We start from the raw sequence: 26,459 nt of genomic DNA on the forward strand, positions 1-26,459 counted from the left end.
CACCCGCCCGGACCCCACGACGCGTCCAACCGTGCGGGTGCGCCGCTCGGTGCGGGGCCGCTGGGTGATGGTTCGTCGCACCATTGTCGAGAGGGCGCCGAGCGATGAGGGCCTCGACGCTGACCCGGTGGTGGGAAGAGGTGAGGGGTCAGGCCGCGTCGAAGGCGTGGACGTGCTCGGAGAGGAAGGTGGACAGGGCTCGGGGCGGGCGGCCGGCGAGGTCCTCGACGGTCGTCGTTGCCGTCGCCCAGCGTCCGTCGCCCGTCTCGGCCATCAGCGCGGCCAGGTCGCCGGCCAGCGGCTGGGTGACGCCCTGACGCTCCAGGTGTGCGGTCATCTCCGGGACCGGCAGGTCCACATAGCGGACCGGGCGCCCGAGGACAGCGCTGATCAGCTCGGCGATCCGGTCGTGCGACAGCGACTCCGGGCCGGTGAGGACGTGGTCGCCGTCCGCCCCCACCGGGCGGGTCAGCAGGGTGGCCGCCACCTCGGCGATGTCCCTCGTGTCGATGTAGTTGACCAGTCCGGGTCCGTACGAGCCGTAGAGGCGGCCATCCCGGACATCGCGCGGCAGGTTCTGCATGAAGCCGGTCGGCTGGAGGATGGACCAGGGCACGCCCGATGTCCTCAGGTGCGCGTCGACCTCCCCGTGCATGCCGCCACCCAGCTTCGCGCCGGGTGTGGCGCCCCGTACGGACACGGTCACCACTTGCGCCACGCCCGCGCGGGCGGCCAGGTCGATCACCGCTCGGTGGGCGCGGGTGAAGCCCGGCCAGAGCGAGCTGTTGAGGAACAGGCGGTCGCCCGGTGACAGCAGCCGGCCGATCGTCTCCGGCTCGTCGAAGTCGCCGAGCGCGTGGTCGCAGCCCAGGTGGGCGGCGGGCCGCCGGACCACGGCGAGCACGTCGTGCCCGCCTGAGCTCGTCAGCCGCTCGGTGAGCGCCCGTCCGATGGAGCCGGTGGCCCCGGTCACCACGATCACCATGACCTCCGCTAAGTGGAATGCAGAATTCCGGTTACGGGGGGACGGTACACTATGCGGAATCGCATCGTCCACTTAAGGGAGTGCGTGTGCGCGCGGACGCCAGGCGGAACCTGGACAAGATCGTCGCTGCGGCGGCCGAGGTCATGGCCGAGCGTGGCGTCGGTGCCCCCATGGAGGCCGTGGCCAGGCGCGCCGGAGTCGGGGTCGGCACGCTCTACCGCCGTTTCCCCGATCGCAACGCCCTGATCGTGGCCGTGGGCGATCACTACGTGCACACGATGGCGCAGGCACTGGACGAGGCCACGCGGCGCACGCGGGACGCCTGGAGCGCGGTCCGAGACTTCGTCTCCTGGGCGGCGGAGCCCGGCAGGGCCGCGCTGGCCACGGCGCTGGCCGAGCTGCCGCAGGAGACGATCGTGGACCGTGCCGAGTTCGCGCGGGCGCGCGAGCAGTGGGTACGGCAACTCGGCGGCCTCGTGAGCAGGGCGCAGGCCGAGGGCTCGATGCGCACGGACGTCGGCGTCGACGACCTGATCCACCTGCTCAACGTCTTCACCTGCCATCCCGGTACGCTGCCGGAGCCGGTGGCCGCCGACCCCGGGAGATACCTGCGTCTGATGCTCGACGGCATGAAGGCCACTGCGGCCACGCATGCTCCACCCGGTTGATACGATTCAATCCAATCTTGATTGCCGCTATGATGGCCGGGTTCACGGTGGGCGGCGTCCGGCCGTCCCGCCGACACGCAGCGGTTTCTGCACGGTGGCCGCGTCCGCGGACCACCTCCGAGTAGCGGCTCATGCACGACTTACAGCGGCACGGCCTCGTGAGGATCGATGGCGACCAGGAACATCAAGGAGGTCGCGCAGCTGGCGCGCGTCTCGGTGGGCACGGTGAGCAATGTGCTCAACCGTCCGGAGATCGTGTCGCCCGCCACCCGCGAACGCGTCTTCGAAGCGATCAAAAAATTGGGGTTCGTCCGCAACGAGGTGGCCCGCCACCTGCGGGTGGGCCGCAGCCGCACGGTCGGGCTCGTCGTGCTCGACGTGGCCAACCCGTTCTTCGTGGACGTGGCCCAGGGCGCCGAGTCGGTGGCCGACGACCACGACACGATGGTGGTGTTGTGCAACAGCGCCGGTGACGCCGGTCGCGAGCGCCGCCACCTCGACCAGCTCGAACAGCAGCGGGTGATGGGCATCCTGATCACCCCCGTCGAGGCGGAGACGCCCTGGCTGGAGGAGCTGGCCGCCCGGGGCACTCCCGTGGTGCTGGTCGACAGCCCGGCCACCGGGCTGCAGTGCTCGGTGGCGGTCGATGACCGGCTGGGCGGGCAGATCGCCGGCGCGCACCTCATCGAGCGTGGGCACCGGCGCATCATGTTCGTCGGCGGGCCGATGTCGGTCAAACAGGTGGCCGACCGGCACGCGGGCGTGGCCGGGGCGGTGGCCGCCGCCGGCGGAGACGGCGACGTCGAGCTGCTCACCGCCACCGCTCCCACGCTGACCGTCGCCGACGGGCGGGCCATCGGCGAGCGCATGGCGGAGCTGCCGGCCGCCGAGCGCCCCACGGCGGCCTTCTGCGCCAACGACATGATGGCACTCGGCCTGCTCCAGGCGATGGCCACGCACGGCCTGCGCGTGCCCGACGACCTGGCCATCATCGGCTATGACGACATCGACTTCGCCGCGGCGGCCGCGGTGCCGCTGTCCTCGGTGCGGCAGCCGCGCGAGCTGCTGGGGCGCACGGCCATCGACTTATTGCTCGAAGAGGTGGCCGAGCCCGAGCAGCACCGGCACCGGCAGGTCATCTTCCAGCCCGACCTGGTGATCCGCGAGTCCAGCGCGCCCTATCGCCCTCAACCCTGAACCGTTTCATCCGGCGGCCGGGCTCTGGCGCCCGCCGCCGCGCGTCCCGTACGGGAGCGTCCCGGCACTCGGTACGCGACCCCGGAAGGAGTCCTCCTTGACCGAGCTCTACCGCAACGCCCTGGCCCGCCCGGAGGACCTGGCGGGCTTCCGCATGGAGGGTGACGGGGCCACGTCCTTCCCCCAGGGCCGGATGCGTCTGGAGAGCCGCAGGCCGCCGTCCGACGGCCAGGCGGCCAACGTCGTGTTGTGGTGCCCCGCGGACCTTCCCGCCGACGTGCGGATCGAGTGGGACTTCCTGCCGATCAGGGAGCCGGGCCTGGCCATCATGTTCTTCCACGCCAGGGGCAGGAACGGCGCCGACCTCTTCGACCCCGGCCTGGCCGCCCGCACCGGCCCCTACGAGCAGTACCACCACGGCGACATCGACGCCTATCACGTCTCCTACTTCCGCCGCATGTGGGCGTCGGAGCGCGCCCTGCACACCTGCAACCTGCGGAAGAGCCACGGGTTCCACCTGGTCGCGCAGGGGCCCGACCCGCTGCCGTCGGTGCTCGACGCCGACGGCCCGTACGCGATGCGCATCGACGTGCGTGGCGGTGAGGTCACGTTCTCGGTCAACGATTTGGTCTCGTTCCGCTGGGCGGACGACGGTGCCGTGGGCGGGCCTGCCCTGGCAGGAGGCAAAATCGGGTTCCGGCAGATGGCCCCGCTCATCGGTGAGTACGGAAATCTCCGGATTTCGCGTCATTGACATTGAGTCGATTCAACACTAATTTCGCAACACCACCGGGGTTCACCCTCCTGTAACGGCGGGGAACCACGGCGCAACACTCCGCCCCCGTGTCCGCGCACACGCCGTCAGAAGGTGCTGCGGGATGAGCCATCCAGCCATGTCAATGAAGGTTCAAGCGGTCTGCTCAGAGGTCTTCTGGGTGGCCAGGCTGAACCTGATGTGGATCGCCTTCACCCTCCTCGGCGGCGTGGTCCTCGGACTCGGGCCCGCCACCGTGGCCGCGTACAGCGTCGCACGTCGCCACGCTCGGGGTGAATCGATTCATTGGGGGGACTTCTGGAGCGTCTACCGGCGGGAGTTCGTCCGCGCCTCGCTGCTGATCCTCCCCGTCGCGGTGCTCGCCACCGTGCTGATCGGCAACTACCTGTACTTCATCGTGCAAGGTCCGGGATCGGGCGCGCTGCGGATCGCAACGTTCACGGCGCTGCTCGTATTGGCCGCTGTCGGGGCGTACATCGGGCCGCTGTACGCGCACTACGAGCTGCCGCTCTGGGGTTACATCCCGAAGGCGTCGCTTCTCTCGTTGACCCGGCCGGCCTCCACCGTGCTGCTGCTGTGCGTGCTCTGGGCGATCGTCTACGTGACCATGACGGCGCCCTTTCTCGCACCGCTGATCAGCATCGGCTCGTGGATCTATGTCAACACGTGGCTCTGCCTGCGCTTCTTCGAGGAGAACGAGGCACGCCTGCATTCGAAAGGGAACCAATGAGCGCATCGCGTAGCCGGCTTATGGCCGGGGCGTTAACGCTAACGACCGCCCTGCTGGCATCCGCCTGCTCCGGCACCGGCGGTGGTGGCGAGTCGAACCAGGCCGACACCATCACCTTCATGACCCAGCTGTACGGCACCGCCCCCAGCCCTCAGGGCGAACTGCACCAGGCGGTCGAGAAGTTCCTCGGCAAAAAGATCAAGGTCACCTGGGTGCCGAACGCGGACTACCAGGAGAAGGTCAACGTCACGCTGGCCTCCGACGACATCCCCGACGTCATGGTGGTCGACCCCAAGTCGCCCGCGTTCGGGAGGGCCGCGGAGGCCGGAGCATTCTGGGATCTCACCGAGAAGATCAAGAAGTACCCCAACCTGGTCGGTGACCCCAAGGTCCTGCTCAACTCCTCGATCAACGGCAAGGTCTTCGGCCCCTACCGCATCAGGCCGCAGCTCCGCTCCGCGGTCATGATCCGCAAGGACTGGCTGAAGGAGGTCGGCCTGGAGGCACCCAAGACCACCGACGACCTCTACGAGATCGCCAAGGCGTTCACCAAGAAGGACCCGGACGGCGACGGCAAGAACGACACCTACGGCCTCATCATCCCAAAGTGGCCGGGTACCACCTTTGCAGCCTCCAGCCCGTTCAACGTGATCGACGTCTGGTTCGGCGCTCCGAACAACTGGGGCGAACGCGACGGCAAGCTGGTGCCGGAGTTTGACACGCCGGAGTTCTTCGAGGCGAACCGCTTCATGAAGAAGATGATCGACGAGGGCTTGGTCAACCCCGACTGGAACACCCTTGACACCGCCAAGTGGAACGACCCGTTCGTTCAGGATAAGGGCGGCATCATCATCGACGTCGACGTCCGTACAACGCAGTTGCTCGACCTGCTCAAGGAGCAGGACCCGAAGACATACGGCGACAAGGTTCTTACGGTGGGTAATCTCTCCCGTCCCGACGGCAAGAAGTTCTCCCTGCCGTTCAGCGGCTACAAGGACATCCTGGCCGTCTCCAAGCAGCGGGTGCGGACCGAGGCCCAGCTCGACGAACTCCTGAAGACCCTCGACAAGCTGGCCAGCAAGGAGGGCCAGATCCTGCTCTCCAACGGCATCGAGGGGCGCAACTTCAAGGTCGAGGACGGCGTGGCAGTACTGATCAATCAGGACGATCCCAAGGTCAAGCAGCTCCAGGACGACGTCGACAAGGCGTTCATTCAGCTCGGCACCCAGGCCAGCACAGGCACCGGCGGCATCGCCTACGAGCGAGTCCCGCCGGAGGCGCCGTACCGGAAGGACCTGGCCGAGCGCAAGGAGCGCGTGGCCGAGGACCTGAAGACGGCCGTGTGGGACCCGAGCCTGCCCGTCATCTCGCCGACTCTCGTGGCCAAGGGGGCGACGCTCAACCCGATCGTCACCGATGCGCGGGTCAAGTACCTCGCCGGCCAGCTCACCGAGGAGCAGCTGAAGGCCGAGGTCAAGCGCTGGTACGACGGCGGCGGCACGCAGATCGCCCAGGAGACCAACGACCTGGTCTCCAAGCTCGGCCAGTGATGTGACCCGGGAGGGGCCCGCAGCGGGCCCCTCCCCTAGAAAGGAGGCCGAGTGGCCACCGACCTGGCGCCGCCACCGGTCAAGGCGGCCAAGGTAGCTGGGCGCACGCCCAACAAAGCCCGCAGGCTGTGGCGCTACCGATGGCTGTACCTGATGCTCATCCCCGGGCTGGCGTACTTCTTGGTCTTCAAGTACGTCCCGATGCGCGGGCTGCAGATCGCCTTCCAGGACTTCGTGCCGTTCCTTGGGTACAACGGCAGCGAGTGGGTGGGCTTCAAGCACTTCGTGAACCTGTTCACCGGGCCCGACTTCGGCCGCTTGATGTACAACACGCTGTTCCTGGCGCTGCTGAACATCGTCTTCGTCTTCCCGGCGCCGATCATCGTGGCGCTGATGCTGAACGAGCTGCGGATCAACATCCTCAAGCGCTCGGTGCAGTCACTGATCTACATTCCGCACTTCCTGTCCTGGACGATCGTCGCGTCGCTGACGTACATCCTGTTCTCCGTCGACTACGGCGTCCTCGCGGGCTGGATCCACGAGATCCTGGGCGGGCAGAAGGTCGACTACGTGGCGCAGCCGGAGTGGTTCCGGCCGATCATCATCCTGCAGACGCTCTGGAAGACCACCGGATGGACCACGATCATCTATTTGGCGGCGCTGGCTGGGGTGAACCATGAGCTGTACGAGGCGGCCAGGATGGACGGCGCGGGACGGTGGCGGCAGCTGTGGCATGTCACGCTTCCGGCGATTCGCCCGACGATCGTTGTCATGGCCATTCTCATGTCCGGCAACCTGCTCGACATGAGCTTCGAGCAGATCTGGCTCATGACCAACAATCTGAACCGCAGTACCGCCGACGTCTTCGACACCTTCGTCTTCTATGTCGGCATCAACCAGGGCGCGTTCAGCTACGCCACCGCCGTCGGCCTGTTCAAGGGCGTTGCGGGAGTCCTGTTGATCTTTGGTTCCAACTGGCTGGCCAAGCGCCTCGGCCAGCGTGGTCTGTTCTAGGAGCGCCATGTCCGTCAACCAATACCGCTCTGTGGGCAGCCGTGTCTTCGACGCGATCAACGTCGCCGTCCTCGTCGGGCTGGGGCTGATCACGCTCCTACCCCTGCTGTACGTCCTGGCCGGGTCGTTCGCTTCCGAGTCGGAGATCGCCTCGCGGACGTTCTTCCTGTGGCCGGAGAAGTTCGTCACCGACACCTACGAGTACATCTTCGCCACCGACGTGTTCATCAGGGCGCTGCTCACGACCATCGGGGTGACGCTCGTCGGCACGGTCGTCCAGCTCGCGCTCACATTCACCATGGCCTACCCGCTGGCCAAGCGGTACCTGCCAGGCCGTGCCCTGGTGCTCAATCTGGTGATCTTCACGGTGGTGTTCAGCGGCGGCATCATCCCCACCTTTCTCGTCGTCCGCGACCTGGGGCTGCTCAACAGCTACTGGGCGCTGATCCTGCCGCTCGCGATCAACCCCTTCTACCTGATCATCGTCAAGAGCTTCTTCCAGGAGTTGCCCGAGGCGCTGGAGGAGGCGGCACGCATCGACGGCTGCACCGAGATGGGCGTCTTCTTCAGGATTGTGCTGCCGCTGTCCAAGCCGATCATCGCGACGTTCTCGCTGTTCTACGCCGTGGGCATCTGGAACGACTACATGTCGCCGCTGCTCTACATCGACGACTCCAGCAAGTGGACGCTCCAGGTGTTGGTCCGTCAGCTCACCGGCGCGGACGCGCAGAACGCGCTGTCGGCCCTGGAGACGGTGTTCTTCCCCACCCAGGGGCTGAAGTTCGCCGTCGTGGTCATCGCCACGCTGCCGATCCTCTGCTTCTACCCGTTCCTGCAGAAGCACTTCGTCAAGGGTGTGCTGATCGGGTCGGTCAAGGAATGACGCGCATGGCCTGCCGGCCCGGGGCCCGGGACTCGACGGTGACATCGTGGCCCGCCGTCGAGCCGCCCCTGTTGGGGTGGACCCAGCCGGGCGCCTACGCGGGCAACTCACGCACTTCCCGCTCAGGACGCATCCGCTCTACACCGACGGGGTGGCCGGCGAGGTGGCCGCGATCGTCGCCGAGCGACCGAAGGAGATCACATGACCGAGCTTCGCTGGCTGGACCGGCCGGGTGAGGAGGGAACGACCTGGGGGGTCCCGTGGCCGCGCGGCACGGTGGCGCGGGACGCGCCGTTCGCCCTGGCCGACGACGCGGGCCGCGAGGTGCCCGTGCAGAGCTGGGTGACCGCCACCTGGCCCGACGGGTCGGTCAAGTGGTCGGCCCACGCCATCGGCGCGCAGCAGGACGTCGCGCGGGCGTACCGGCTGGAACCGGGCCGTGAGCCCGTCGCGCCCGGGACGGCCGTCACGGTCACACGCGAGCGCGGCCGGCTGGTCGTGAGCACGGGCGTGGTCACCTGGCAGCTCGGCGGCGGGACGGTCGCCCGCTCGATCTCGCGCGGGAGCCGCGAGATCGCCAGGAACGTCCGCCTGGTCAGCCTCCGGCAGGGTGAGCCCACCCCCGACGAGGGCGGCGCCGTGGCCCGCGAGCGGGGCGAGAGCGTCGTCGAGAGCGTCACCGTCGAGCAGGACGGCCCCCTGCGCGCCGTCGTGCGGCTGGAGGGCCGGCACGGCGACTGGCTGCCGTTCACCGTGCGCCTGTACTTCTCCGCCGGCGCCGAGCAGGTGCGGATCATGCACACGTTCGTCTACGACGGCGACCCGGAGCGGGACTTCCTGGCCGGGCTCGGCCTGCGCGCCGACGTGGTCATGCGCGATCAGCTCCACGACAGGCACGTACGGCTGGCCGGACCTCAGAACGCCACGACGGGATTCCTCACCGAGGCGGTGCGCGGCCTGACCGGCCTGCGCCGCGACCCCGGCGAGCACGTACGCCGGGCGCAGGTGGAGGGCAGGCCCGCCGGGGAGATCGCCCCCGACGTGGCCGGCCGGCTGCACCTCATCCCCGCCTGGAACGACTACACCCTCGACCAGAGCTCGGCCGACGGCTACACGCTGCGCAAACGCACCGCGGAGGGCCACGCGTGGGTGACGATCCCCTCGGGGACGCGCTCGGGCGGCTACGGCTACGTCGGCGGCGTCAGCGGCGGTCTCGGGTTCGGGCTGCGCGACTTCTGGCGCTTGCACCCCACCCGCCTCGACATCAGGAACGCCGCCACCGGCCTGGCCACCGCCACCGTCTGGTTGTGGTCGCCGTCCGCGCCGGCCATGGACCTGCGCTTCTACCACGACGGCATGGGCCAGGACACGTTCGCCGAGCAGCTCGAGGGCCTGGAGATCACGTACGAGGACTACGAGCCGGGCTTCGGCGACGCCCACGGCGTGGCGCGTACGCACGAGCTGACCCTGCGCGTCCACGACGCCACGCCCTGCGCCGCCGACCTGGCCGCGCACGCCGCCGCCATGAACGAGCCCGGCCTGCTGGGCGTCTCCCCGGAGCGGATCAAGCAGGCCGGCGTGTTCGGCGTCTGGGGACTGCCCGACCGCTCGACGCCCGCGCGCGCCCGGATCGAGGACCGCCTGGACTTCCTGTTCGACCTGTACGTGCGCGAGCGCGAGCAGCGCAGGTGGTACGGGTTCTGGGACTACGGCGACGTCATGCACACCTACGATCCCGACCGGCACACCTGGCGTTACGACGTGGGCGGCTACGCCTGGGACAACTCCGAGCTGTCACCCGACCTGTGGTTGTGGCTGCAGTATCTGCGCACGGGACGGGCCGACGTCTTCCGCTTCGCCGAGGCCATGACCCGCCACACGGGCGAGGTCGACGTCTATCATCTCGGCAGGTGGAAGGGCCTGGGCAGCCGGCACAACGTGCAGCACTGGGGCTGCAGCTGCAAGCAGCTGCGCATCTCCAACGCCGCCTACCGCCGCTTCTACTACTACCTGACCGCCGACGAGCGCACCGGCGACCTCATGGACGAGCTGAGCACGCCGGAGGAGACGTTCCTGGCGATCGACCCCACGCGCAAGGTGCGCGAGGACGTCTACGCCCCCGACCCGGCCGGGTTGTCGGTCGGCCTGGGCACGGACTGGGGGTCGCTGGCGGCGGCGTGGCTGACCCGGTGGGAGCGGCACGGCGACGAGCGGGCCAGGGACCGGCTGCTGGGCACGATGGCCGACATCGGGGCGATGCCGCGCCGGTTCCTGACCGGCGAGGGCCGGCTGAACCTGGAGACGGGCCGCCTCGACACCTCGCGGGACCAGATCTCCGTCTCGCACCTGTCGTCGTTGTTCGGGCTGCCGGAGATGTGCGCGGAGCTCATCGCGCTCGACCTCGGCGTGCCGGGCTTCGAGGAGGCGTGGCTGGAGTACTGCCGCCTCTATCTCGCCACCCCCGAGCAGCAGGAGGCAGAGGTGGGCCGGCGGCTGAGCGGGATCTCGCTGATCCAGGCGCACAGCAGGCTCACCGCGTACGCGGCGGCGCGTACCGGCGACGCCGGGCTGGCCGCGTGGGCGTGGCGCAAGTTCCGTCTCGGGGAGGGCGACCAGCTCAACCGCAACCCGCTGCAGCACCAGGAGAACTGGGAGCTGACGCTGGTCGACGGTCCCGAGGTGCCGTCGCCGGTGCGCGAGGCGCCGTTCGTGTCCACCAACAGCGCGGCGCAGTACGGTCTGGCCGCGATCTGCAACCTGGCCCTGATCGGAGAGCAGCTGGCGGAGGACTGACGCGGAGGATCAACCAGGAATGGGGCCCCGGCGGGGGCCCTACACTGATCGGTATGCATGCTCCCGATTGATCGGCGTCGCACGCCCCAACCCTCGTTTCCTAGCTCGGGAGTGTTCCGCCATCATGATCATCGCCAGTGATATCGAGCTGCGCGCGGGCGCGCGGCTGCTCATCGAGAAAGCCACGTTCCGGGTCAATCCCGGCGACAAGATCGGGCTCGTCGGCCGCAACGGCGCGGGCAAGACGACCCTGACCAAGGTGCTGGCGGGCGAGGGGTTGCCCGCGTCCGGTGCCGTCACCAGGTCCGGGAGCGTCGGCTACCTCCCTCAGGACCCGCGCACCGGCGACCTGCAGGTGCTGGCCCGCGACCGCATCCTGTCGGCGCGCGGGCTCGACGAGGTGCTGCGCAAGCTGCGCGAGGCCGAGCTCGGCATGTCCTCCGCCGACGACCGCACGCGCGAGCGGGCGGTGAAGCAGTACGGCCGCCTCGACGATCAGATGCACGTGCTCGGCGGCTACGCGGCCGAGTCGGAGGCCGCCTCCATCGCCTCCAGCCTCGGCCTGCCCGACAGAGTGCTCACCCAGCCTCTGCAAACGCTTTCCGGGGGCCAGCGCAGGCGCGTTGAATTGGCGAGAATTCTTTTCAGCGGAGCGGAAACTCTCCTTCTCGACGAGCCGACAAACCACCTAGATGCCGACTCAATCGGGTGGCTTCGTGATTTTTTGCGATCTCATCAAGGCGGCTTGGTGATCATCAGCCACGACGTCGGCCTTCTTGAAGCCACGGTCAACAAGGTCCTGCACCTCGACGCCAACCGTTCGGTGATCGACCACTACAACGTGGGCTGGAAGGCCTACCTCGCCCAGCGTGAGACCGACGAGAAGCGCAGGAAGCGGGAGCGGGCCAACGCGGAGAAGCAGGCGGGCGCGCTGCTGGCGCAGGCCGACAAGATGCGCGCCAAGGCCACCAAGGCCAAGGCCGCCCAGGACATGATGCGGCGCGCGCACCGGCTCCTGGCGGGCACGGAGGAGGAGCGCCAGAGCGACAAGGTGGCCAGGCTGCGCTTTCCCGAGCCGCAACCGTGCGGGCGCACCCCGCTCACGGCCGAAGGGCTGTCGAAGTCGTACGGCTCGCTCGAGGTCTTCACCGACGTCAACGTGGCCATCGACCGAGGCCACAGGGTCGTCATCCTGGGCCTCAACGGCGCGGGCAAGACCACGCTGCTCCGCCTGCTCGGCGGCATAGAAAAGCCCGACACCGGCGAGGTCAGGCCCGGTCACGGCCTCAAGATCGGCTATTACGCCCAGGAGCACGAGACCCTCGACAACGATCGCACGCTCCTGGAGAACATGCGCTCAGCCGGTGGCCAGTTCACCGACACCGAGTTGCGCAAGGTGCTCGGGTCGTTCCTGTTCTCGGGAGACGACGCCGACAAGCCGGCCGGGGTGCTCTCCGGCGGCGAGAAGACCCGGCTAGCCCTGGCCATCCTGGTGCTTTCGAGCGCCAATGTGCTGCTTCTCGACGAGCCGACGAACAACCTCGATCCGGTCAGCCGCGAGCAGGTTCTCAACGCTCTAAGGTCCTATTCAGGGGCAATCGTCCTAGTCACACATGACGAGGGTGCCGTTGACGCCCTGTCACCGGATAGGGTGATCTTGCTGCCTGACGGAACTGAAGACGCATGGAGCGACGAATTTTCCGATCTTGTGGCACTTGCCTGATCTTAATTTGAGTGGGTACGGATCTTTTCCCGTGGAGTAGGTAGCCGATCCCGCTGAAATGACTGATCATGGCGGAGTAACGCTGCGGAAGTCCGGCACTACAGGAGGTACTCGTGGCCGAGACACTGAAGAAGGGCACCCGGGTCACCGGGGCCGACCGGGAAAAACTGGCCGGCGATCTCAAGAAGCGCTACGCCCAGGGCGAGAGCATCCGCGCCCTGGCCGCTTCTACCGGCCGGTCCTACGGGTTCATCCACCGCATCCTTAGCGAGTCCGGCGTGACTCTGCGCGGGCGCGGCGGGGCGACCCGGGGCAAGTCCAAGCGCTGACGGCCGCCTCGGAACGTGCGACCGCAGCCGCTCGTCCCTTGACAGCCGACGTCGCGCCCGGGCCAGAACGACATTCTGTAGGCTCGGGCGCGACGGTCAGCACTCTGCGGCGCACCCTGTGCGCGGCCGGGACACGAGGAGCGAGCGATGGCGGAAGCGCGGGCGCAACAGCGCGGGGGGTATGCGGAGGACGCCTCAGCCGGGAATCCGGCGGACGGCAGGCTCCGATTCGAGGTGGACGGTGAGATAGCGACGATCACGCTGGACCGGCCGGAAAGGCGCAACGCCATGACGTTCGCGACATGGTCGGCACTGGCTCGCATCGGCGAGAGCCTGCCCGAGCAGGTGCGCGTCGTCGTCGTGAAAGGTGAGGGACCGTCCTTCTCGGCAGGAATCGACCTGCGAATGTTCACACCAGAGGGGGTGCCCGGACAGGGCTCGTTCAGCTCGGCGGCCGCTGCTGACGCCGCCACCTTCGAGCAGCGCTTGCAGCAGGCTCAGGCGGGATACCTGTGGCTGCGCCGCCCGGAGATCGTTTCCATCGCCGCCGTGCGGGGGCACGCGATCGGCGCTGGGTTTCAACTGGCGCTCGCCTGCGATCTGCGGATCGTCGCCGACGACGTCGCGTTCTGCATGAAAGAGGCCGCGCTGGGTCTCGTGCCCGACCTGACCGGCACCAAGCCCCTGGTCGAGCTGGTGGGCCTGGCCAAGGCGAAAGACCTGTGCCTGACGGCCAGGGTGGTGCACGCGGACGAGGCCGTGCGGATCGGCCTCGCGGAGAACGTGGTCGCAGCAAGCGACCTCGACCAGGCCGTACAAGACAAGATCGCGGAGCTGCTCGCCGTCAACCGGGACGCGGCCGCCGCGACCAAGCGACTCCTCCAGGGGGCGCAGGGCCGTTCCCTGGAGGAGCAGTGCGCAGCCGAGGGAGCTGAGCAGTCCGCCCGGCTCAAAGCCCTCTTCGGCTGACGTGAGGCCACCAGGGCAGGGGTGGCGGGCGGACCCTGCGGAAGGCCCCGGGATTTCGCGGTGAGCTGACTCGGGAATCCTCGTGCGCCATGGTGGCGCTGTGCCGGGGGGGAGGACCGCGAATGGCGATGATGGGCGGGGGCTTCGGCCCCGGTGTGATGGCGTCCCTGCGGCGCGACGACTCGGTGACCAGGCAGCGGCTGCGGCCCGGCACCGTGCGGCGCATCGCGCGCTACGCCAGGCCTCACACCAGGCAGATCGTGGCGTTCCTCGTGCTCGTTGTGCTGGGCGCGGTGATCGTGATCGCCAACCCGCTGCTGATGAAGGCGATCATCGACGACGGCATCCTGCCCAAGCGGACCGGCGTCGTGGTCGGGCTGGCCGTGGCGATCGCCGTGCTGGCGGTGGTCGACGCCGGTCTGACGCTGGTGCAGCGGTGGTTCTCGGCGCGCATCGGCGAGGGCCTGATCTTCGACCTGCGCACCGAGGTGTTCGACCACGTGCAGCGCATGCCGGTGGCGTTCTTCATGAGGGCCCAGACCGGCGCGCTGGTCAGCAGGCTCAACACCGACGTGATCGGCGCCCAGCGGGCGCTGACGAGCACGCTGTCGTCCGTGGTCTCCAACGTGGTCAGCCTGATCCTGGTGCTGGGCGCGATGCTGGTCCTGTCGTGGCAGGTCACCCTGGTCGCGCTGGTGCTGCTGCCGATCTTCATCGTCCCCGCCAAGTTCGTGGGCCGCCGCATGTCCGCGCTGACCCGGGAGCAGATGCAGCTCGACGCCGAGATGAGCTCGGTCACCACCGAGCGGTTCAACGTGGCGGGCGCGACGGTCGCCAAGCTCTACGGCCGGCCGGAGGACGACGCCGAGGTGTTCGGCAGCCGGGCCGCCAGGGTCCGCGACGTGGGCGTGACCGTCGGCATGTACGGCACCGTGTTCAGGGTCGCCCTCGGGCTCGTGGCCGCGCTGGCCACCGCCCTCGTGTACGGCATCGGCGGCGTGCTGTCCGTCGCGGAAGTCTTCGAGCTGGGCACGCTGGTGGCCCTGGCCGCGCTCCTGATGCGCCTGTACGGCCCGCTGACGTCGCTGTCCAACGTGCACGTGGACGTGATGACGGCCCTCGTGAGCTTCGACCGGGTCTTCGAGATCCTCGATCTCGAGCCCATGGTGGCGCAGCGCCCCGGCGCCGTGCCGGTGCCCGAGGGGCCGGTGACGATCGAGTTCGATGACGTGCGCTTCCGCTATCCGGCCGCCGAGGAGGTCTCGCTGGCCTCGCTGGAGTCGGTGGCCCGGCAGGACTCCGGCCCGTCCCATCCGGTGCTGAAGGGCGTCTCGTTCCGGGCCGAGCCGGGGCAGCTGATCGCCCTCGTCGGCCACTCGGGCGCCGGCAAGACGACGATGACCTCGCTGGTCTCCCGCCTCTACGACGTCGACGAGGGCGCGGTCAGGATCAACGGGCTCGACGTGCGCGACGCCACGCTCGGCTCCCTGCGCGACACCGTGGGGGTGGTCATGCAGGACGCTCATCTCTTCCATGACACGATCGCAGCCAACCTCCGCTATGCCAGGCCGGGGGCGAGCGACGAGGAGATCTGGGACGCTCTCAGGGCCGCGCAGATAGGCGACCTCGTGGAGGGCCTGCCCGACAGGCTGGAGACGGTCGTGGGCGATCGCGGCTACCGGCTGTCCGGTGGCGAGAAGCAGCGCCTCGCGCTGGCCAGGCTGCTGCTCAAGGCGCCGCGGGTGGTGGTGCTCGACGAGGCCACCGCCCACCTCGACTCCGAGTCGGAGGCGGCGGTGCAGGTGGCGCTGAAGACCGCGCTGGAGGGCCGCACGTCGCTGGTCATCGCGCACCGGCTGTCGACGATCAGGGAGGCCGACGAGATCCTCGTCGTCCACGACGGCCGCATCGCCGAGCGCGGCCGGCACGACGAGCTGCTGGCGCGCGACGGGCTCTACGCCGAGCTCTACCGCACCCAGTTCACCTCTTCTTCAGGTAGCCCAGCCGCTTGAGCTCCTCACGCGCGACCTTCTCCACCAGCTTGACGTCGTCGTGCCTGAGCCGGGACTCGTAGGCGCCGGGCTTGGGGACGCCGGGGTCGTACAGGACGACCTTGGACACCCGCGACTCCAGGAACTCCGTGAGCGTGGCCACCGACTGCGGCGGCCTGAGCACGAGGTCCTCGTAGCGCAGCGTCAGGAGCTGCTCCTCGGGCAGTGTCCTGCGCAGCTCGGCGCTGATCCGCACGGCGCTGCGCCAGCGCAGCGCGCTCTTGCCCGCGGCCGGCATGTCGCGCCACCGGCCGAGGTGCTCGTCCTTGCTGACGCCGAAGAACGCGTTGGGGAACTCGGTCTGGCCCGTCAGCATCGCAGGCTTGAACCAGGCCAGGCACGCCGGATCGGCCAGCATGCCGGCCACGGCGTCCCTGCCGTCGCGGATGAGCTGCACGAACCGGGCGTCGGGGAACGCCTGGAGCAGCACGGGGACGCTGTAGAGCAGGTCGGGGCTGCCGTCGCCGAACCGGGTGACGTCGCCGGTACTCACGCAGGGGCCGGTGCCGATGACGCCGCCCGCCTCCCTGCACGGCTCGGCGCACTGGCCGCACGACCGGGGCAGCACCTGCCACGACTCGGCAAGGGCGTCACGCATGACGCGCACGGCGCCGGACGTGGCGGCGAGCGACGGTTTGCGGGCGAAGGCGTACACCACGTGCGCCACGCTCGCGCGGCCCATCGTCACGTGGAAGCCAGGGGATCGTTTCAGGGCGCGGGCGAGGAGATCCGTGCCGGAATGCGGGGCTCCGAGCAGGAAGACCGGCCGGCGGACCTTGATGCCGTTGACCACGAGGATGTGGGGCGGAAGTCGCATACGACAGGTAAGTGTGGCACCGTTTGGCACGTGAACGAGCCAGTGCCGCATCGGTGCTCACCGGAGCAGGCATGTAAGGAGTTGGTCGATGCAGCCAGGTGACACCGTCGCGATCGTCTCGCCGTCAGGCCCGCCCAACGCCGTGATGCTCAGGCGCGGCGTCGAGCGCCTGGAAGGCCTCGGGCTGAAGGTGGTGATCGGCGCGCACGCGCTCGACCGTCAGGAGCTCGACTACCTCGCGGGCAGCGACGCGGCCAGGGCCGCCGACCTGCAGGCGGCCTGGTGCGACCCGGCCGTCTCCGCGGTGTTCTGCTGCCGGGGCGGCTACGGCGCCGCGCGGCTGCTCGACCGGCTCGACTGGAACGCCATGCGGGCGGCGGGCCGCAAGGTGCTCGTCGGGTCCAGCGACATCACTGCGCTGCACAACGCGTTCGCCGTCGAGCTGGGCGTGCCGACCCTGCACGGGCCGATGCCCGCCTCCCAGATCATGGCCGACGAGAAGCGGCCGGAGCCGCAGAGCTGGGAGAGCCTGCAGGCGGCGCTGTTCGGCGCGGGCGGCCCTGCACACGACTCCGGGGCACACGACTCCGGGGCACACGACTCCGGGGCACACGACTCCGGGGCACACGACTACGAGGTGCACGGCGACCGGGTGCTGGCGCCGGGGCGGGCCGAGGGCGTGTTGTCCGGCGGTAACCTGTCGCTGCTGGCTTCCATGTGCGGCACCCGGTGGCAGCCGTCGTTCCAGGGCAAGATCGCCTTTCTGGAAGACGTGACCGAGGAGCCCTACCGCATCGACCGCATGCTGACGCAGTTGTCGCAGGCGGGGGCGTTCGACGGTGTGCGGGGCATCGCGCTCGGCTCGTGGGTCGACTGCGGCGACCCCTATCCGGTGCTGCGCGAGCGCCTGGCGCCGCTGGGGGTGCCCGTGGTGGCGGGGTTGCCCGTGGGTCACGGGTCGCCACAGATGAGCGTGTGGCTGGGAGCGCTTGGTGTTATCGATACCGAATCGTGCTCCCTGGCTGGTCGGATCGGCGAGGAGGAGCAGGCAAGGTAGAGGGACGAAACCGACAGAAGGGACACGGCGCGTGAATTTGTTCGGGCGCGACCGCGAACCCTCGCGCCGCCCGGTCGAGGACGTCGACCTCGACTCCCTGCTCGCGCTCGTCGCGGAATCCCTCGGATACTCCTTCGAGTTCGCCCGCGACGGAGGCTCCGTGAGGCTGGCGAGCGCCGCGGGCTTGGCCACCGGGGGGAGCGAGCACCTGGTCGTCCGGCTCACCGGGCTGCGGCGCGAGGCCGCGCGCAGAGCCAGGGAAGACTGGCCGATGCTGGTCTCCGAGCACCTCGCGCACGCCGTCGCCACCGCCGGCGACCGGCTCGACGTCTGCGACCTGGAGCAGGCCAAGCCGCTGATGCGCACCAGGGTGGAGTCCGTCGACGAGGTGAGCGACCTGACCCGCGTGGTGGGCCGCCACCTCAACGCCGACCTCGTGGAGCTGCTCACCATCGGCACGCGGGCCGTGCGCCCCGAGGAGGCGGGCTGCTGGCCCGTGCCGCCGGCGCGGGCCCTCGACCTGGCCGTGGCCAACGTGCGGCGCGAGGAGCGGCTGCTGGCCGAGAGGATCGAGCTGTCGGGCACGCCGGTGACGCGCCTGACCGCGGCCACCCCCGCCGCGGCCACGCATCTGCGGTGGCTGGGCTCCTACCTGCCCGTGCCCGCCGACGGGGCGCTCGTGGTGCTGCCCGACCCGTACACCCTTCTCGTCCATCCGGTCGACGGGATCGGGGTGGTGCGGGCCATCGAGCGGCTGCGGGTGCACGCGGCCCGCACCGACGGGCTCAGCGCGCAGGTCTACTGGTGGCACCGGGGAGCGCTGACGCTCATCAAGGCCGACATCGTGCTGCAGAGCGGCCACGCCCGCCTCGTCGTGGCGCCGCCGCCGGAGTTCGCCGAGGTCCTGGCCCGCCTGGCCGTCTGACGCCCTCCTCCCAGGCGTTCAGAGCCCGAACGCCGCCGTCACGCGATCGGCCAGGTCGTCCTCGGTCATCGTGCCGTCGACCTCGATGACGGCGAGCCCGAGCCGGCGCGCCTCCCCGGCGAGGCGTTCCGTGAACAGCCGGTCGCGTTCGAGCAGGTTGCGCAGTGCCCTCTCCGGATCGCCCGTCCTCCCGGCGATCTGCCACAGCGAGCCCCGGCCGCGGAACGCGGCCTGGCGGAACTCCGGCGCCGGGATCAGCCAGACAGCGTGACGCGCCATGGCCAGCATGGGCTTCACCAGGTGCGGCAGCAGCCGGAAGCCCTCGGCGATCACGGCAGGTTCGGCGGGAAGCCGCAGGAGGTCCTCGACGATCAGGTTGAAGCCCTCACCCCGGAACCAGTGGAACGTCTCCAGCATGGTCTCGGGGGACCGGTTCACCCACCGCTCGTCCATGTCCATGGCCATGAACGCGTGCAGGTGCGGGCACTCGCCGGGCGTGCTCCTGGCGGCGTGATCCGGCATCACGTCGTCGGTGGCGTACAGGCGCAGGCCGTGCCGGTCCGCGAGGCGGCGGGCGACGGTCGACTTGCCGCCGCCGCTCCCGCCGCCGATCCAGTAGACATGCCGGAGCCGCCCGCGCGGCTCCGCCACGCGGGCGCCCTCGCCGGGCCGGTCAGGTCGCATTCATCCCCCTCCGGGCCCGCCCGGGGCGGGCCCGGACGCGCTACGGACGGTCCACGTAGTCGCGCAGGTGCAGCGCGGTGAGCGAGGATCCGGTGGCGACCAGCTCGTCAGGGGTCCCGGAGAACACGACCTGACCGCCGTCGTGACCGGCTCCCGGGCCCAGGTCGATGATCCAGTCGGCGTGGGCCATGACGGCCTGGTGGTGCTCGATCACGATGACCGTGTTGCCGTCGTCCACCAGGCGGTCGAGCAGGGCGAGGAGCTGGTCCACGTCCGCCAGGTGCAGCCCCGTGGTGGGCTCGTCCAGCACGTACGTGCTGCCGTTCCTGGCCATGTTGATGGCCAGCTTGAGCCGCTGCCGCTCGCCGCCCGACAGCGTGGTCAGCGGCTGCCCGAGCCCGATGTAGCCGAGGCCGACCGAGGCCAGCCGGTCGAGGATCGTGCGGGCCTGGCCGGTAGCGAAGAAGTCGCGGGCCTCGGCCACCGGCATGGCGAGCACCTCGCTGATGTTCTTGCCCCGCAGCGTGTACGTCAGCACCTCCGGCGTGAACCGCTTGCCCTCGCACTCCTCGCACACCGATGCCACCTCGGCCATCATCGCCAGGTCGGTGTAGATGAGCCCGATGCCCTTGCACTTCGGGCAGGCGCCCGCCGAGTTGGCGCTGAACAGGCCCGGCTTGACGCCGTTGGCCTTGGCGAACGCCGCGCGGATCGGGTCGAGCACCCCCGTGTACGTGGCCGGGTTGCTCCTGCGCGAGCCGCGGATCGGCGACTGGTCGGCCACCACCACGCCGTCGCGGCCCGCGACGTAGCCGTGGATCAGCGAGCTCTTGCCCGACCCGGCCACGCCGGTGATCACGGTCAGCACGCCCAGCGGCACGTCCACGCTCACGTCGCGCAGGTTGTGCAGGGTGGCGTTCCTGATCGGCAGCTGCCCGGACGGCCTGCGGACCTCCTCGCGCAGGCGCACCCGGTGGTCGAGGTAGCGGCCGGTCAGCGTGCCGGAGGCGCGCAACCCGTCGAGGTCGCCGTCGTAGCAGAGCTGCCCGCCGGTCGCGCCGGCGCCGGGGCCGAGGTCGACGACGTGGTCGGCGATGGCGATGGTCTCCGGCTTGTGCTCGACGACGAGCACCGTGTTGCCCTTGTCGCGCAGCTGGAGCAGGAGGTTGTTCATCCGTTCGATGTCGTGCGGGTGCAGGCCGGCCGTCGGCTCGTCGAAGACGTAGGTGACGTCGGTCAGGCTGGAGTTGAGGTGGCGCACCATCTTGACGCGCTGCGCCTCGCCGCCCGACAGCGTGGACGACTCGCGGTCGAGGCTGAGATAGCCGAGACCGATCTCGACCAGCGAGTCGAGTGTGGAGAGCAGGCCGTCCAGGACCGGGCCGACGGCCTGGCCGCCGATGCCGCGGACGAAGGCGGCCAGGTCGTTGATCTGCATGGCCGAGCACTCGGCGATGTTCCTGCCGTCGATCCGGCAGGAGAGGGCGGCCTCGTTCAGCCGGGAGCCCGCGCAGGACGGGCAGCGGATCAGCTTGACCGCCCGGTCGGCGAACGCCCGCGCCGACGGCTGCATCGACTCGCGGTCCTTGGCGAGGTAGGCGCGCCTGACCCGGGTGACGAGACCCTCGTAGGTGAAGTTGCTGGTGCCGTACTTGAGCTTGGTGGGCGGCTTGTGGAGGAGGTCCTCCCACTGCTCGGGGGTGAAGTCTCTCAGCTTGACGGCGGGGTCGAACAGGCCGGATCCGGCCACGACCTGCCATGGCCAGCTGTCGACCGCGTAGCCGGGGGCCTTGATGGCGCCGTCGTTCAGCGACAGCTCCCTGTCGACCAGTTCGTCCACGTCGATGTCGGAGGCCTTGCCCAGCCCCTCGCACTCGGGGCACATGCCCTCGGCCATGTTGAAGCTGAAGGCGCTGGCCGAACCGGCGTGCGGCTCGCCGAGCCGGCTGAAGAGGATGCGCAGCATGGTGTGCGTGTCGGTGGCCGTGCCCACGGTCGAACGAGCGTTGGCGCCCATGCGCTCCTGGTCGACGATGATCGCCGCGCTCAGGTTGTGCAGCGCGTCGACGTCGGGGCGGGCCAGGCTCGGCATGAAGGCCTGGATGAACGCGGTGTACGTCTCGTCGATCAGCCGCCGGGACTCGGCGGCGATCGTGTCGAAGACGAGCGAGGACTTGCCGGAGCCCGACACTCCGGTGAAGACGGTGAGACGCCGCTTGGGGATGTCGAGGGAGACGCCCTTGAGGTTGTTCTCCCTGGCGCCACGGACCTGGATGTGGTCGTGGCTGTCAGCGGCGGTGTGATCGCGATGCTGGACGGCGCTTGCCTGCTGGCTGGGGAGCACGGAACCCTTCCATCGTCGGCCGACTGTTTATGCTGTAAGGGGATAGCTGGGACAGCTTACAACGGCGGCCGGCCGTTCGCGTCCGCCCCCGGAGGCGGGCGCTCCCGGAAAGTCAGGCGGACAGCGGGTTGACGTGCCGGTGGTGGAGCCCGATGACCGGGATCTCGTGCAGGCTGCCCGAGTACAGGAACTGCGTCATGCCGATCAGCAGCCGCCGCACGTCCTCCTGCGGCCGCACGACCAGGCGCAGGAACTGACTGGTCGTGCCGAGCTTGTTGCCGCACTCCCTGACGTACACGCCGTGCTCGGTGAGCAGGTGGTCGCGCAACGGCACCCCGTCGTGGCCCGGCGGCAGCTTCACCAGCAGGAAGTTGCCCTGTGACGCGAACACCGACAGCCCCGGCATGGTGCTGAGCTGCTGGAACATCGCCCGCCTGTCATTGCCGAGCCGCTTGAGGCCGTCCTGGTATTCGGGCCAGAACTGCCGCATCATGAACACCACGACCTCGGCGAACGAGTTGAGGTTCCACTTGGGCAGCGCGTCGCGCACCCGCCCCGCCAGCGCCGGATTGGCGACCATATAGCCGAAGCGGATCCCGTGCAGGCCGAAGTTCTTGCCCAGGCTGCGCAGCACGATCACGTTCGGTCTGACGGCGGCCTCGGCGGCCACGCCAGGGTACGGCTCGGCGTCCACGAACTCGCCGAACGACTCGTCCACGATCACCAGGTCCAGGTCGATCAGCTCGTCGAGGAGCCGCAGGACCTCGTGCTTGGGCAGGTACCCCCCGTCGGGGTTGTTGGGGTTGCAGATCACCGCCACCCGGGAGCCGCGCGTACGGACGAACGAGACGTAGTCGCTCACGTCGAGCGCGAAGTTGCGGCTCTCCAGCAGCGGGTACATGTCCACCCGCTTGCCCGTCTCCAGCGGCTGGTCCGTCCAGCGGCCGAACGTGGGGATCGGCACGGCCAGGCTCTCGCGCACCAGGAGGTGGTCGATCCAGGTGATCAGCTCCGTCGACCCGTTGCCCATGGCGACCGTCTTGGGGTGGAGGCCGAGGGCGGAGCAGAGCTCCTCGGCGATGGTGTTCGCGTCGCTTGGATAGAACTTGAGAATCGTCTCCAGGTTCCTCCCGAGATGCTCGAAGATCTCGGGCGTCGGGAAATACGGGTTGCACGGGATGCAGAAGTCCACCGGCGCGCGCTCTCCGGCCGAGCCGCGCATGAGGGAGAAGTACGACGGGCTGTGCGCCTGTGCCCGCAAGAGGCTGAGCTCCACGACACCTCCATGGAACACGTGTCCGATGTGAGGAGGTACGCGCCGATCGCCGGGCTGGTTCACGTGTCGGGGGACGCCGTGCCCCGCTCGGTCCCGTGCCCGCTTGCGTGTATGCTCTCGGGCCCGCTCCTGGGCCCGGCTCTGCGCAGGGTGAGGATGGCGACGTCGTCGCGCGGCGCTCCGCCGGTGAACTCCTGCAGGTCCGCGCCCACCGCCTGTGCGAGCCTGGCGGGCGGGTCGGCGGCCCACGCGCGCAGGCGCCGCCCGAGCGGGTAGAACGCGCCGCCGGGGTCGCGCGCCTCGGTGACGCCGTCCGTGCACAGCAGCAGCGTCGCGCCAGGTGGGAACGCGAAGCGCGACACCGTCCGCGGCTCGGCCGTCAGCGCGGCCAGACCGAGGGGCACGGCGGGCTCGCCCAGGGACACCCGGCCGGCGTCGCCGTCACGGATGACGTACGGCGCCAGGTGCCCGCAGTTGATGGCCTCGACCTCCGCGTCGCGGCCGATGTCGAGCACCAGCGCGGTGACGAACCGCTCGCGTTCCCCGGTCTGGGCGGCGAACGTGTTCTGCCTGACCACGGACTTCTCCAGCGCGTCCACCACGCCGGCGAGCGTGGCCTCGCGGTAGGCGGCCTCCCTGAACGAGCCGAGCACGACCAGCGCCGTGCCGATCGCCGGCAGGCCCTTGCCCTGCACGTCCGCGATCAGCACCCGCACGCCGTCACGGGTCGCGGCCACTTCGTACATGTCGCCGCCGACCAGCGTGTCCTCCGTCGCCGGCTGGTAGAGGCCGTCGACCTCCACGTCACCGGTGCGCAGCGGCAGTGGGCGCACGATCAGGCGCTGCAGGGCGGAGGCCGACGAACGCAGCCGGTCGACCTCCTCCTCGCGCCGCACCCGGTAGCGGCACCCGACCACGCTCAGCACCCCGAACAGCGCCGTGAAGCCGGCCGCCATCAGGCTGTCGTCCAGCTCCGCGCCCAGGAAGTAGGTGGTGCCCGTCACCGCCAGCAGCACCCACGCCGACGCGCCGATCGTCTGCCGCACCGTGCCGAGCCCCGAGACGATCGCCGGCAGGAAGATCAGCAACGGGAACAGCCGCACCGCCGTGCCGGTGCCGGCGTCCAGCGCGATGACTGCGGCCGTGACCAGCAGCAGGCCCGCGACGTACGTCGGCGTCGGGAGCCTGGGCCGGCCGCGCCGCCGCCTTTCACGCGCCACGACCGTCCCTCGTCCGGGACCTACGGCGTGGATCATGGCGGGGAGGAAATGTGGAACGGCCAGGCACTGTCGTCTCCCGGTGTCGTCGGTGGCGGTCGGTAGCTTACCGTGCATGTCTCGTCACCTTCTGGCGTCGCCGCCCGCCCAGGCCCGTTTCGTACGGAGTCTGGCGGTGGAACGGCACACGCACGGGAAGCCGGGCAGGAAGTCCGCGCCCGGGTTCGGGGGGCGGGCCCGCCGGCCGTCCCGGCGGGTGAGGCATGGTGCGGGTTCGGGCACCATGGAGGGTGTGACGACGACCACGAAGCTCGAGGAGCTGGCCGGGCTGGTCTCCCAGGGCGGGGTGGCGGTGCTCAGCGGCGCCGGCCTGTCCACGGAGTCGGGCATCCCCGACTACCGCGGGCCGACGGGCCGCTCCCGCCGCGCCGAGCCGATGACCTACCAGAAGTTCGTCGGCAGTGCGGAGGCGCGGCGGCGCTACTGGGCGCGCAGCCACGTCGGCTGGCGGCAGATCGGCGACGCGCGGCCCAACGCCGGGCACCGGGCCGTGGCCGAGCTGGAGCGGCGCGGCCTGCTGGCCGGCATCGTCACCCAGAACGTCGACGGGCTGCACCAGGCGGCGGGCGCGCTGCGGGTGATCGAGTTGCACGGAGGGCTCGAGCGGGTCGTCTGCCTGACCTGCCGGGAGCGCAGCTCCCGCGCCGAGCTGGAACGCCGGTTGCGCGAGGCCAACGCGGGGTGGGCCGCCTCCGGCGCGATCAACCCCGACGGCGACGCCGTGCTCACCGACGCGCAGGTGGCCGGGTTCCACGTGGTCGACTGCACGGGGTGCGGCGGGCTGCTCAAGCCCGACGTGGTGTTCTTCGGCGAGAACGTGCCGCGGCCCCGCGTCGACGAGTGCTTCGCCATGGTGGCGGGGGCGCGGGCGCTGCTCGTGCTCGGCTCGTCGCTCAAGGTCAGGTCGGGGCTGCGGTTCGTCACCAGGGCCGCCGAGCTCGGCATCCCGATCGCCATCGTCAACCAGGGCCCGACCGGCGGTGACGCCGACGCAGCCCTCACCGTGGACGCCCCGCTGGGCGCGACGTTGTCCGGTCTCACCGTACAACTCGGGGAGATCACTCGGGCGAGGTAGCAGCGCGACGGCGGCACAATGGAGCGCATGGCTCCTCGTTCCTGCCCCTGCGGCCTGCCCACCCCCTACCAGGACTGCTGCGGCAGGTTCCACCGGGGCGAGGCGGCCGCCGCCACCGCCGAGCAGCTCATGCGGTCGAGGTTCAGCGCGTTCGCGAAGGGCGACGAGGCGTATCTGCTGCGCACCTGGCATCCCTCCGCCCGCCCGGCCCGCCTCGGGCCCGACAGGAAGATGCGCTGGGTGCGGCTGGAGGTGCTGGAGAGCACCGGCGGCAGCGTCGTGCACGCCGAGGGTACGGTGCGCTTCCGCGCCCACTACGTCGAGCGCGGGCGGGTGGGGGAGCAGGAGGAGCACAGCCGGTTCGTCCGCTATGACGGCCGCTGGGTGTACGCGGGCGCACTGTAGAGCCGCGAAATCTCGGGATTCCGAGCGATTCGGCCCAGGGACTCGATGGCCGCATCCAGCCAATCGGCAGGGCAATCAGTCGTCTATGTCAGGCACTTTGGCAATCACATGGGCCGCGCGAACAGGCCGGGGCGGTTGCCGCTGGGTGTCCTGTTCTGCGGGATGAGCGGCCTTGGCATGCGGGCCGGGCTGCGCTCGCGCGGGTAGAGTCGCGAGAGGCGATCGCGTCCTGGGTCCGGGTGCGCGCGAACGCATCACGACCGTCAACGCGGAGGATCCTCCCGCATGGAGAGCACGGAGCTCGGCGACACGGCCGGACTCACCGTCAGGGTCACCGCCGGCGTCGTGCTGCGCGATGCCGGCGGTCGCATCCTGCTGCTGCGGCGTGCGGAGGACGCCACGTGGGGCATCCCGGGCGTTGGGCTGGAGCCGGGCGAGTCATGGAGCGAGGCCGCGCTCCGCGAGTGCAGGGAGGAGACCGGGTGGGAGGCCCGCATCGACGGCCTGCTCGGCATCTACGGCGACCCGGCGACCCAGCTCCACCGCTATCCCAGCGGTTCACTACGGCACTTCGTCGGAGCCGTCTTCCTGGGGTCCTCGCGGTCGCCCGTGACCAGTGAGCACGTTCTGCGACCGGATGCTCGCAGAGATGCGCGCCGACGGTGATAGGCGGCGGATCGTGTCAGGGCTTGCGGGCCACCGCTCCGATGAAGGTGTGGTACGTGATGCCCGGCTCCGACTGGTCGTCGGTGTCCGGGCGCCACTCGGGCAGGGGTACGAGGCCCGGTTCCAGCATGTCGAGGCCGTCGAAGCAGGCGAGGATCTCCTCGCGGGTGCGCCAGCGGCCGGTGCCCAGGGTTTCGTTGAAGATCCGCTCGGCGGCGAGCGCCTGCTCGGAGACCTCAGGGAGGGTGGGGCCCGGGTTGCAGAAG

General features: G+C 69.9%; 26 protein-coding genes and 1 pseudogene. 20 read left to right on the forward strand and 7 right to left on the reverse strand.

All coding sequences use genetic code 11. The features are described from left to right. Positions 1–148: 148 nt before the first annotated feature. Positions 149–985: an NAD(P)H-binding protein gene (locus E1294_RS38385; protein ID WP_246083600.1), complete on the reverse strand. Its 837-nt coding sequence runs from the start codon at positions 983–985 to the stop codon at positions 149–151. Between the two features lie 86 nt (positions 986–1,071). Between E1294_RS38385 and E1294_RS38390 the strand changes: the two genes are divergently transcribed. The 13 genes from E1294_RS38390 (at position 1,072) to E1294_RS38445 (ending at position 15,628) form a co-directional block, all read left to right on the forward strand. After that, positions 1,072–1,653 (forward strand): TetR/AcrR family transcriptional regulator, encoded by a 582-nt coding sequence (locus E1294_RS38390; RefSeq protein ID WP_132515891.1) that lies wholly within the window; start codon positions 1,072–1,074, stop codon positions 1,651–1,653. A 168-nt stretch (positions 1,654–1,821) separates the two neighbouring features. After that, the gene (locus E1294_RS38395) at positions 1,822–2,850 is read left to right on the forward strand and encodes a LacI family DNA-binding transcriptional regulator (protein ID WP_132515892.1); all 1,029 of its coding nucleotides are present in this window, start codon (positions 1,822–1,824) and stop codon (positions 2,848–2,850) included. 97 nt (positions 2,851–2,947) lie between these two features. Beyond that, on the forward strand, positions 2,948–3,604 hold the full coding sequence (locus E1294_RS38400) for a DUF1961 family protein (protein WP_132515893.1): 657 nt from the start codon (positions 2,948–2,950) through the stop codon (positions 3,602–3,604). A gap of 181 nt (positions 3,605–3,785) precedes the next feature. Further along, positions 3,786–4,355, forward strand: a complete 570-nt coding sequence (locus tag E1294_RS38405) for a YesL family protein (protein ID WP_246083601.1) — start codon at positions 3,786–3,788, stop codon at positions 4,353–4,355. A gap of 119 nt (positions 4,356–4,474) precedes the next feature. Further along, a complete protein-coding gene (locus E1294_RS38410; protein WP_220448164.1) occupies positions 4,475–5,905 on the forward strand; it encodes an extracellular solute-binding protein in 1,431 nt (476 codons plus the stop codon). 51 nt (positions 5,906–5,956) lie between these two features. Next, entirely contained in the window at positions 5,957–6,919 is a 963-nt protein-coding gene (locus E1294_RS38415; protein WP_132515895.1) for an ABC transporter permease, read from the forward strand. Positions 6,920–6,926: 7 nt separating this feature from the next. After that, on the forward strand, positions 6,927–7,802 hold the full coding sequence (locus E1294_RS38420) for a carbohydrate ABC transporter permease (protein ID WP_132515896.1): 876 nt from the start codon (positions 6,927–6,929) through the stop codon (positions 7,800–7,802). Between the two features lie 76 nt (positions 7,803–7,878). Beyond that, positions 7,879–8,007 carry a hypothetical protein gene (locus E1294_RS57530; protein WP_281284575.1) on the forward strand — a complete coding sequence of 43 codons (129 nt, stop codon included), beginning with the start codon at positions 7,879–7,881 and terminating at the stop codon, positions 8,005–8,007. Next, entirely contained in the window at positions 8,004–10,595 is a 2,592-nt protein-coding gene (locus E1294_RS38425; protein WP_132515897.1) for an exo-rhamnogalacturonan lyase family protein, read from the forward strand. The genes E1294_RS57530 and E1294_RS38425 overlap by 4 nt, the downstream gene beginning before the upstream one ends. A gap of 124 nt (positions 10,596–10,719) precedes the next feature. Further along, positions 10,720–12,318: an ABC-F family ATP-binding cassette domain-containing protein gene (locus E1294_RS38430; protein WP_132515898.1), complete on the forward strand. Its 1,599-nt coding sequence runs from the start codon at positions 10,720–10,722 to the stop codon at positions 12,316–12,318. A gap of 113 nt (positions 12,319–12,431) precedes the next feature. Next, positions 12,432–12,647, forward strand: a complete 216-nt coding sequence (locus E1294_RS38435; protein ID WP_125642298.1) for a helix-turn-helix domain-containing protein — start codon at positions 12,432–12,434, stop codon at positions 12,645–12,647. Between the two features lie 147 nt (positions 12,648–12,794). Further along, on the forward strand, positions 12,795–13,616 hold the full coding sequence (locus E1294_RS38440; RefSeq protein WP_132515899.1) for an enoyl-CoA hydratase/isomerase family protein: 822 nt from the start codon (positions 12,795–12,797) through the stop codon (positions 13,614–13,616). Positions 13,617–13,738: 122 nt separating this feature from the next. Beyond that, positions 13,739–15,628, forward strand: a complete 1,890-nt coding sequence (locus tag E1294_RS38445; protein WP_132515900.1) for an ABC transporter ATP-binding protein — start codon at positions 13,739–13,741, stop codon at positions 15,626–15,628. Here the strand turns inward: E1294_RS38445 and E1294_RS38450 are convergent. Continuing rightward, the gene (locus E1294_RS38450; RefSeq protein WP_132515901.1) at positions 15,597–16,484 is read right to left on the reverse strand and encodes a sulfotransferase family protein; all 888 of its coding nucleotides are present in this window, start codon (positions 16,482–16,484) and stop codon (positions 15,597–15,599) included. The two genes, E1294_RS38445 and E1294_RS38450, sit on opposite strands and share 32 nt — an antisense overlap. Positions 16,485–16,572: 88 nt before the next feature. Here E1294_RS38450 and E1294_RS58395 point away from each other — a divergent pair. From E1294_RS58395 to E1294_RS38460, 4 genes and pseudogenes are all read left to right on the forward strand, one after another. Continuing rightward, positions 16,573–16,938 (forward strand): annotated as a pseudogene (locus E1294_RS58395) (LD-carboxypeptidase); the annotation flags it as partial. A 65-nt stretch (positions 16,939–17,003) separates the two neighbouring features. Then, positions 17,004–17,180 (forward strand): pentapeptide repeat-containing protein, encoded by a 177-nt coding sequence (locus E1294_RS58400; RefSeq protein ID WP_425465248.1) that lies wholly within the window; start codon positions 17,004–17,006, stop codon positions 17,178–17,180. Further along, positions 17,164–17,541 carry a hypothetical protein gene (locus tag E1294_RS58405; RefSeq protein ID WP_425465249.1) on the forward strand — a complete coding sequence of 126 codons (378 nt, stop codon included), beginning with the start codon at positions 17,164–17,166 and terminating at the stop codon, positions 17,539–17,541. Before E1294_RS58400 ends, E1294_RS58405 begins: the two co-directional genes overlap by 17 nt. Positions 17,542–17,572: 31 nt before the next feature. Further along, positions 17,573–18,466, forward strand: coding sequence for a hypothetical protein (locus E1294_RS38460; RefSeq protein ID WP_132515903.1), 894 nt, complete (start codon positions 17,573–17,575; stop codon positions 18,464–18,466). Positions 18,467–18,484: 18 nt separating this feature from the next. Here the strand turns inward: E1294_RS38460 and E1294_RS38465 are convergent, their stop codons facing one another. The 4 genes from E1294_RS38465 to E1294_RS38480 form a co-directional block, all read right to left on the reverse strand. Then, the gene (locus E1294_RS38465; protein ID WP_132515904.1) at positions 18,485–19,150 is read right to left on the reverse strand and encodes a hypothetical protein; all 666 of its coding nucleotides are present in this window, start codon (positions 19,148–19,150) and stop codon (positions 18,485–18,487) included. A 40-nt stretch (positions 19,151–19,190) separates the two neighbouring features. Continuing rightward, positions 19,191–21,494: an ATP-binding cassette domain-containing protein gene (locus E1294_RS38470; RefSeq protein ID WP_132515905.1), complete on the reverse strand. Its 2,304-nt coding sequence runs from the start codon at positions 21,492–21,494 to the stop codon at positions 19,191–19,193. Positions 21,495–21,606: 112 nt separating this feature from the next. Then, positions 21,607–22,770, reverse strand: coding sequence for a pyridoxal phosphate-dependent aminotransferase (locus E1294_RS38475; protein WP_220448165.1), 1,164 nt, complete (start codon positions 22,768–22,770; stop codon positions 21,607–21,609). A 59-nt stretch (positions 22,771–22,829) separates the two neighbouring features. Further along, positions 22,830–24,104, reverse strand: a complete 1,275-nt coding sequence (locus tag E1294_RS38480; RefSeq protein ID WP_246083602.1) for a PP2C family protein-serine/threonine phosphatase — start codon at positions 24,102–24,104, stop codon at positions 22,830–22,832. A 166-nt stretch (positions 24,105–24,270) separates the two neighbouring features. Here E1294_RS38480 and E1294_RS38485 point away from each other — a divergent pair, with 166 nt between their 5' ends. From E1294_RS38485 to E1294_RS38495, 3 genes are all read left to right on the forward strand, one after another. Further along, positions 24,271–25,122 carry an NAD-dependent protein deacetylase gene (locus E1294_RS38485; RefSeq protein WP_132515912.1) on the forward strand — a complete coding sequence of 284 codons (852 nt, stop codon included), beginning with the start codon at positions 24,271–24,273 and terminating at the stop codon, positions 25,120–25,122. A 27-nt stretch (positions 25,123–25,149) separates the two neighbouring features. Continuing rightward, positions 25,150–25,527, forward strand: a complete 378-nt coding sequence (locus tag E1294_RS38490; protein ID WP_132515906.1) for a YchJ family protein — start codon at positions 25,150–25,152, stop codon at positions 25,525–25,527. 285 nt (positions 25,528–25,812) lie between these two features. Further along, complete coding sequence (locus E1294_RS38495; protein WP_132515907.1) at positions 25,813–26,193, forward strand: NUDIX domain-containing protein; 381 nt, start codon at positions 25,813–25,815, stop codon at positions 26,191–26,193. A gap of 16 nt (positions 26,194–26,209) precedes the next feature. Here E1294_RS38495 and E1294_RS38500 read toward each other — a convergent pair. After that, a partial coding sequence (locus tag E1294_RS38500) for an SAM-dependent methyltransferase (RefSeq protein ID WP_181958616.1) occupies positions 26,210–26,459 on the reverse strand: 250 nt, incomplete at its 5' end.

Source organism: Nonomuraea diastatica, from assembly GCF_004349015.1.
In the GTDB taxonomy this organism is placed as follows: domain Bacteria; phylum Actinomycetota; class Actinomycetes; order Streptosporangiales; family Streptosporangiaceae; genus Nonomuraea; species Nonomuraea diastatica.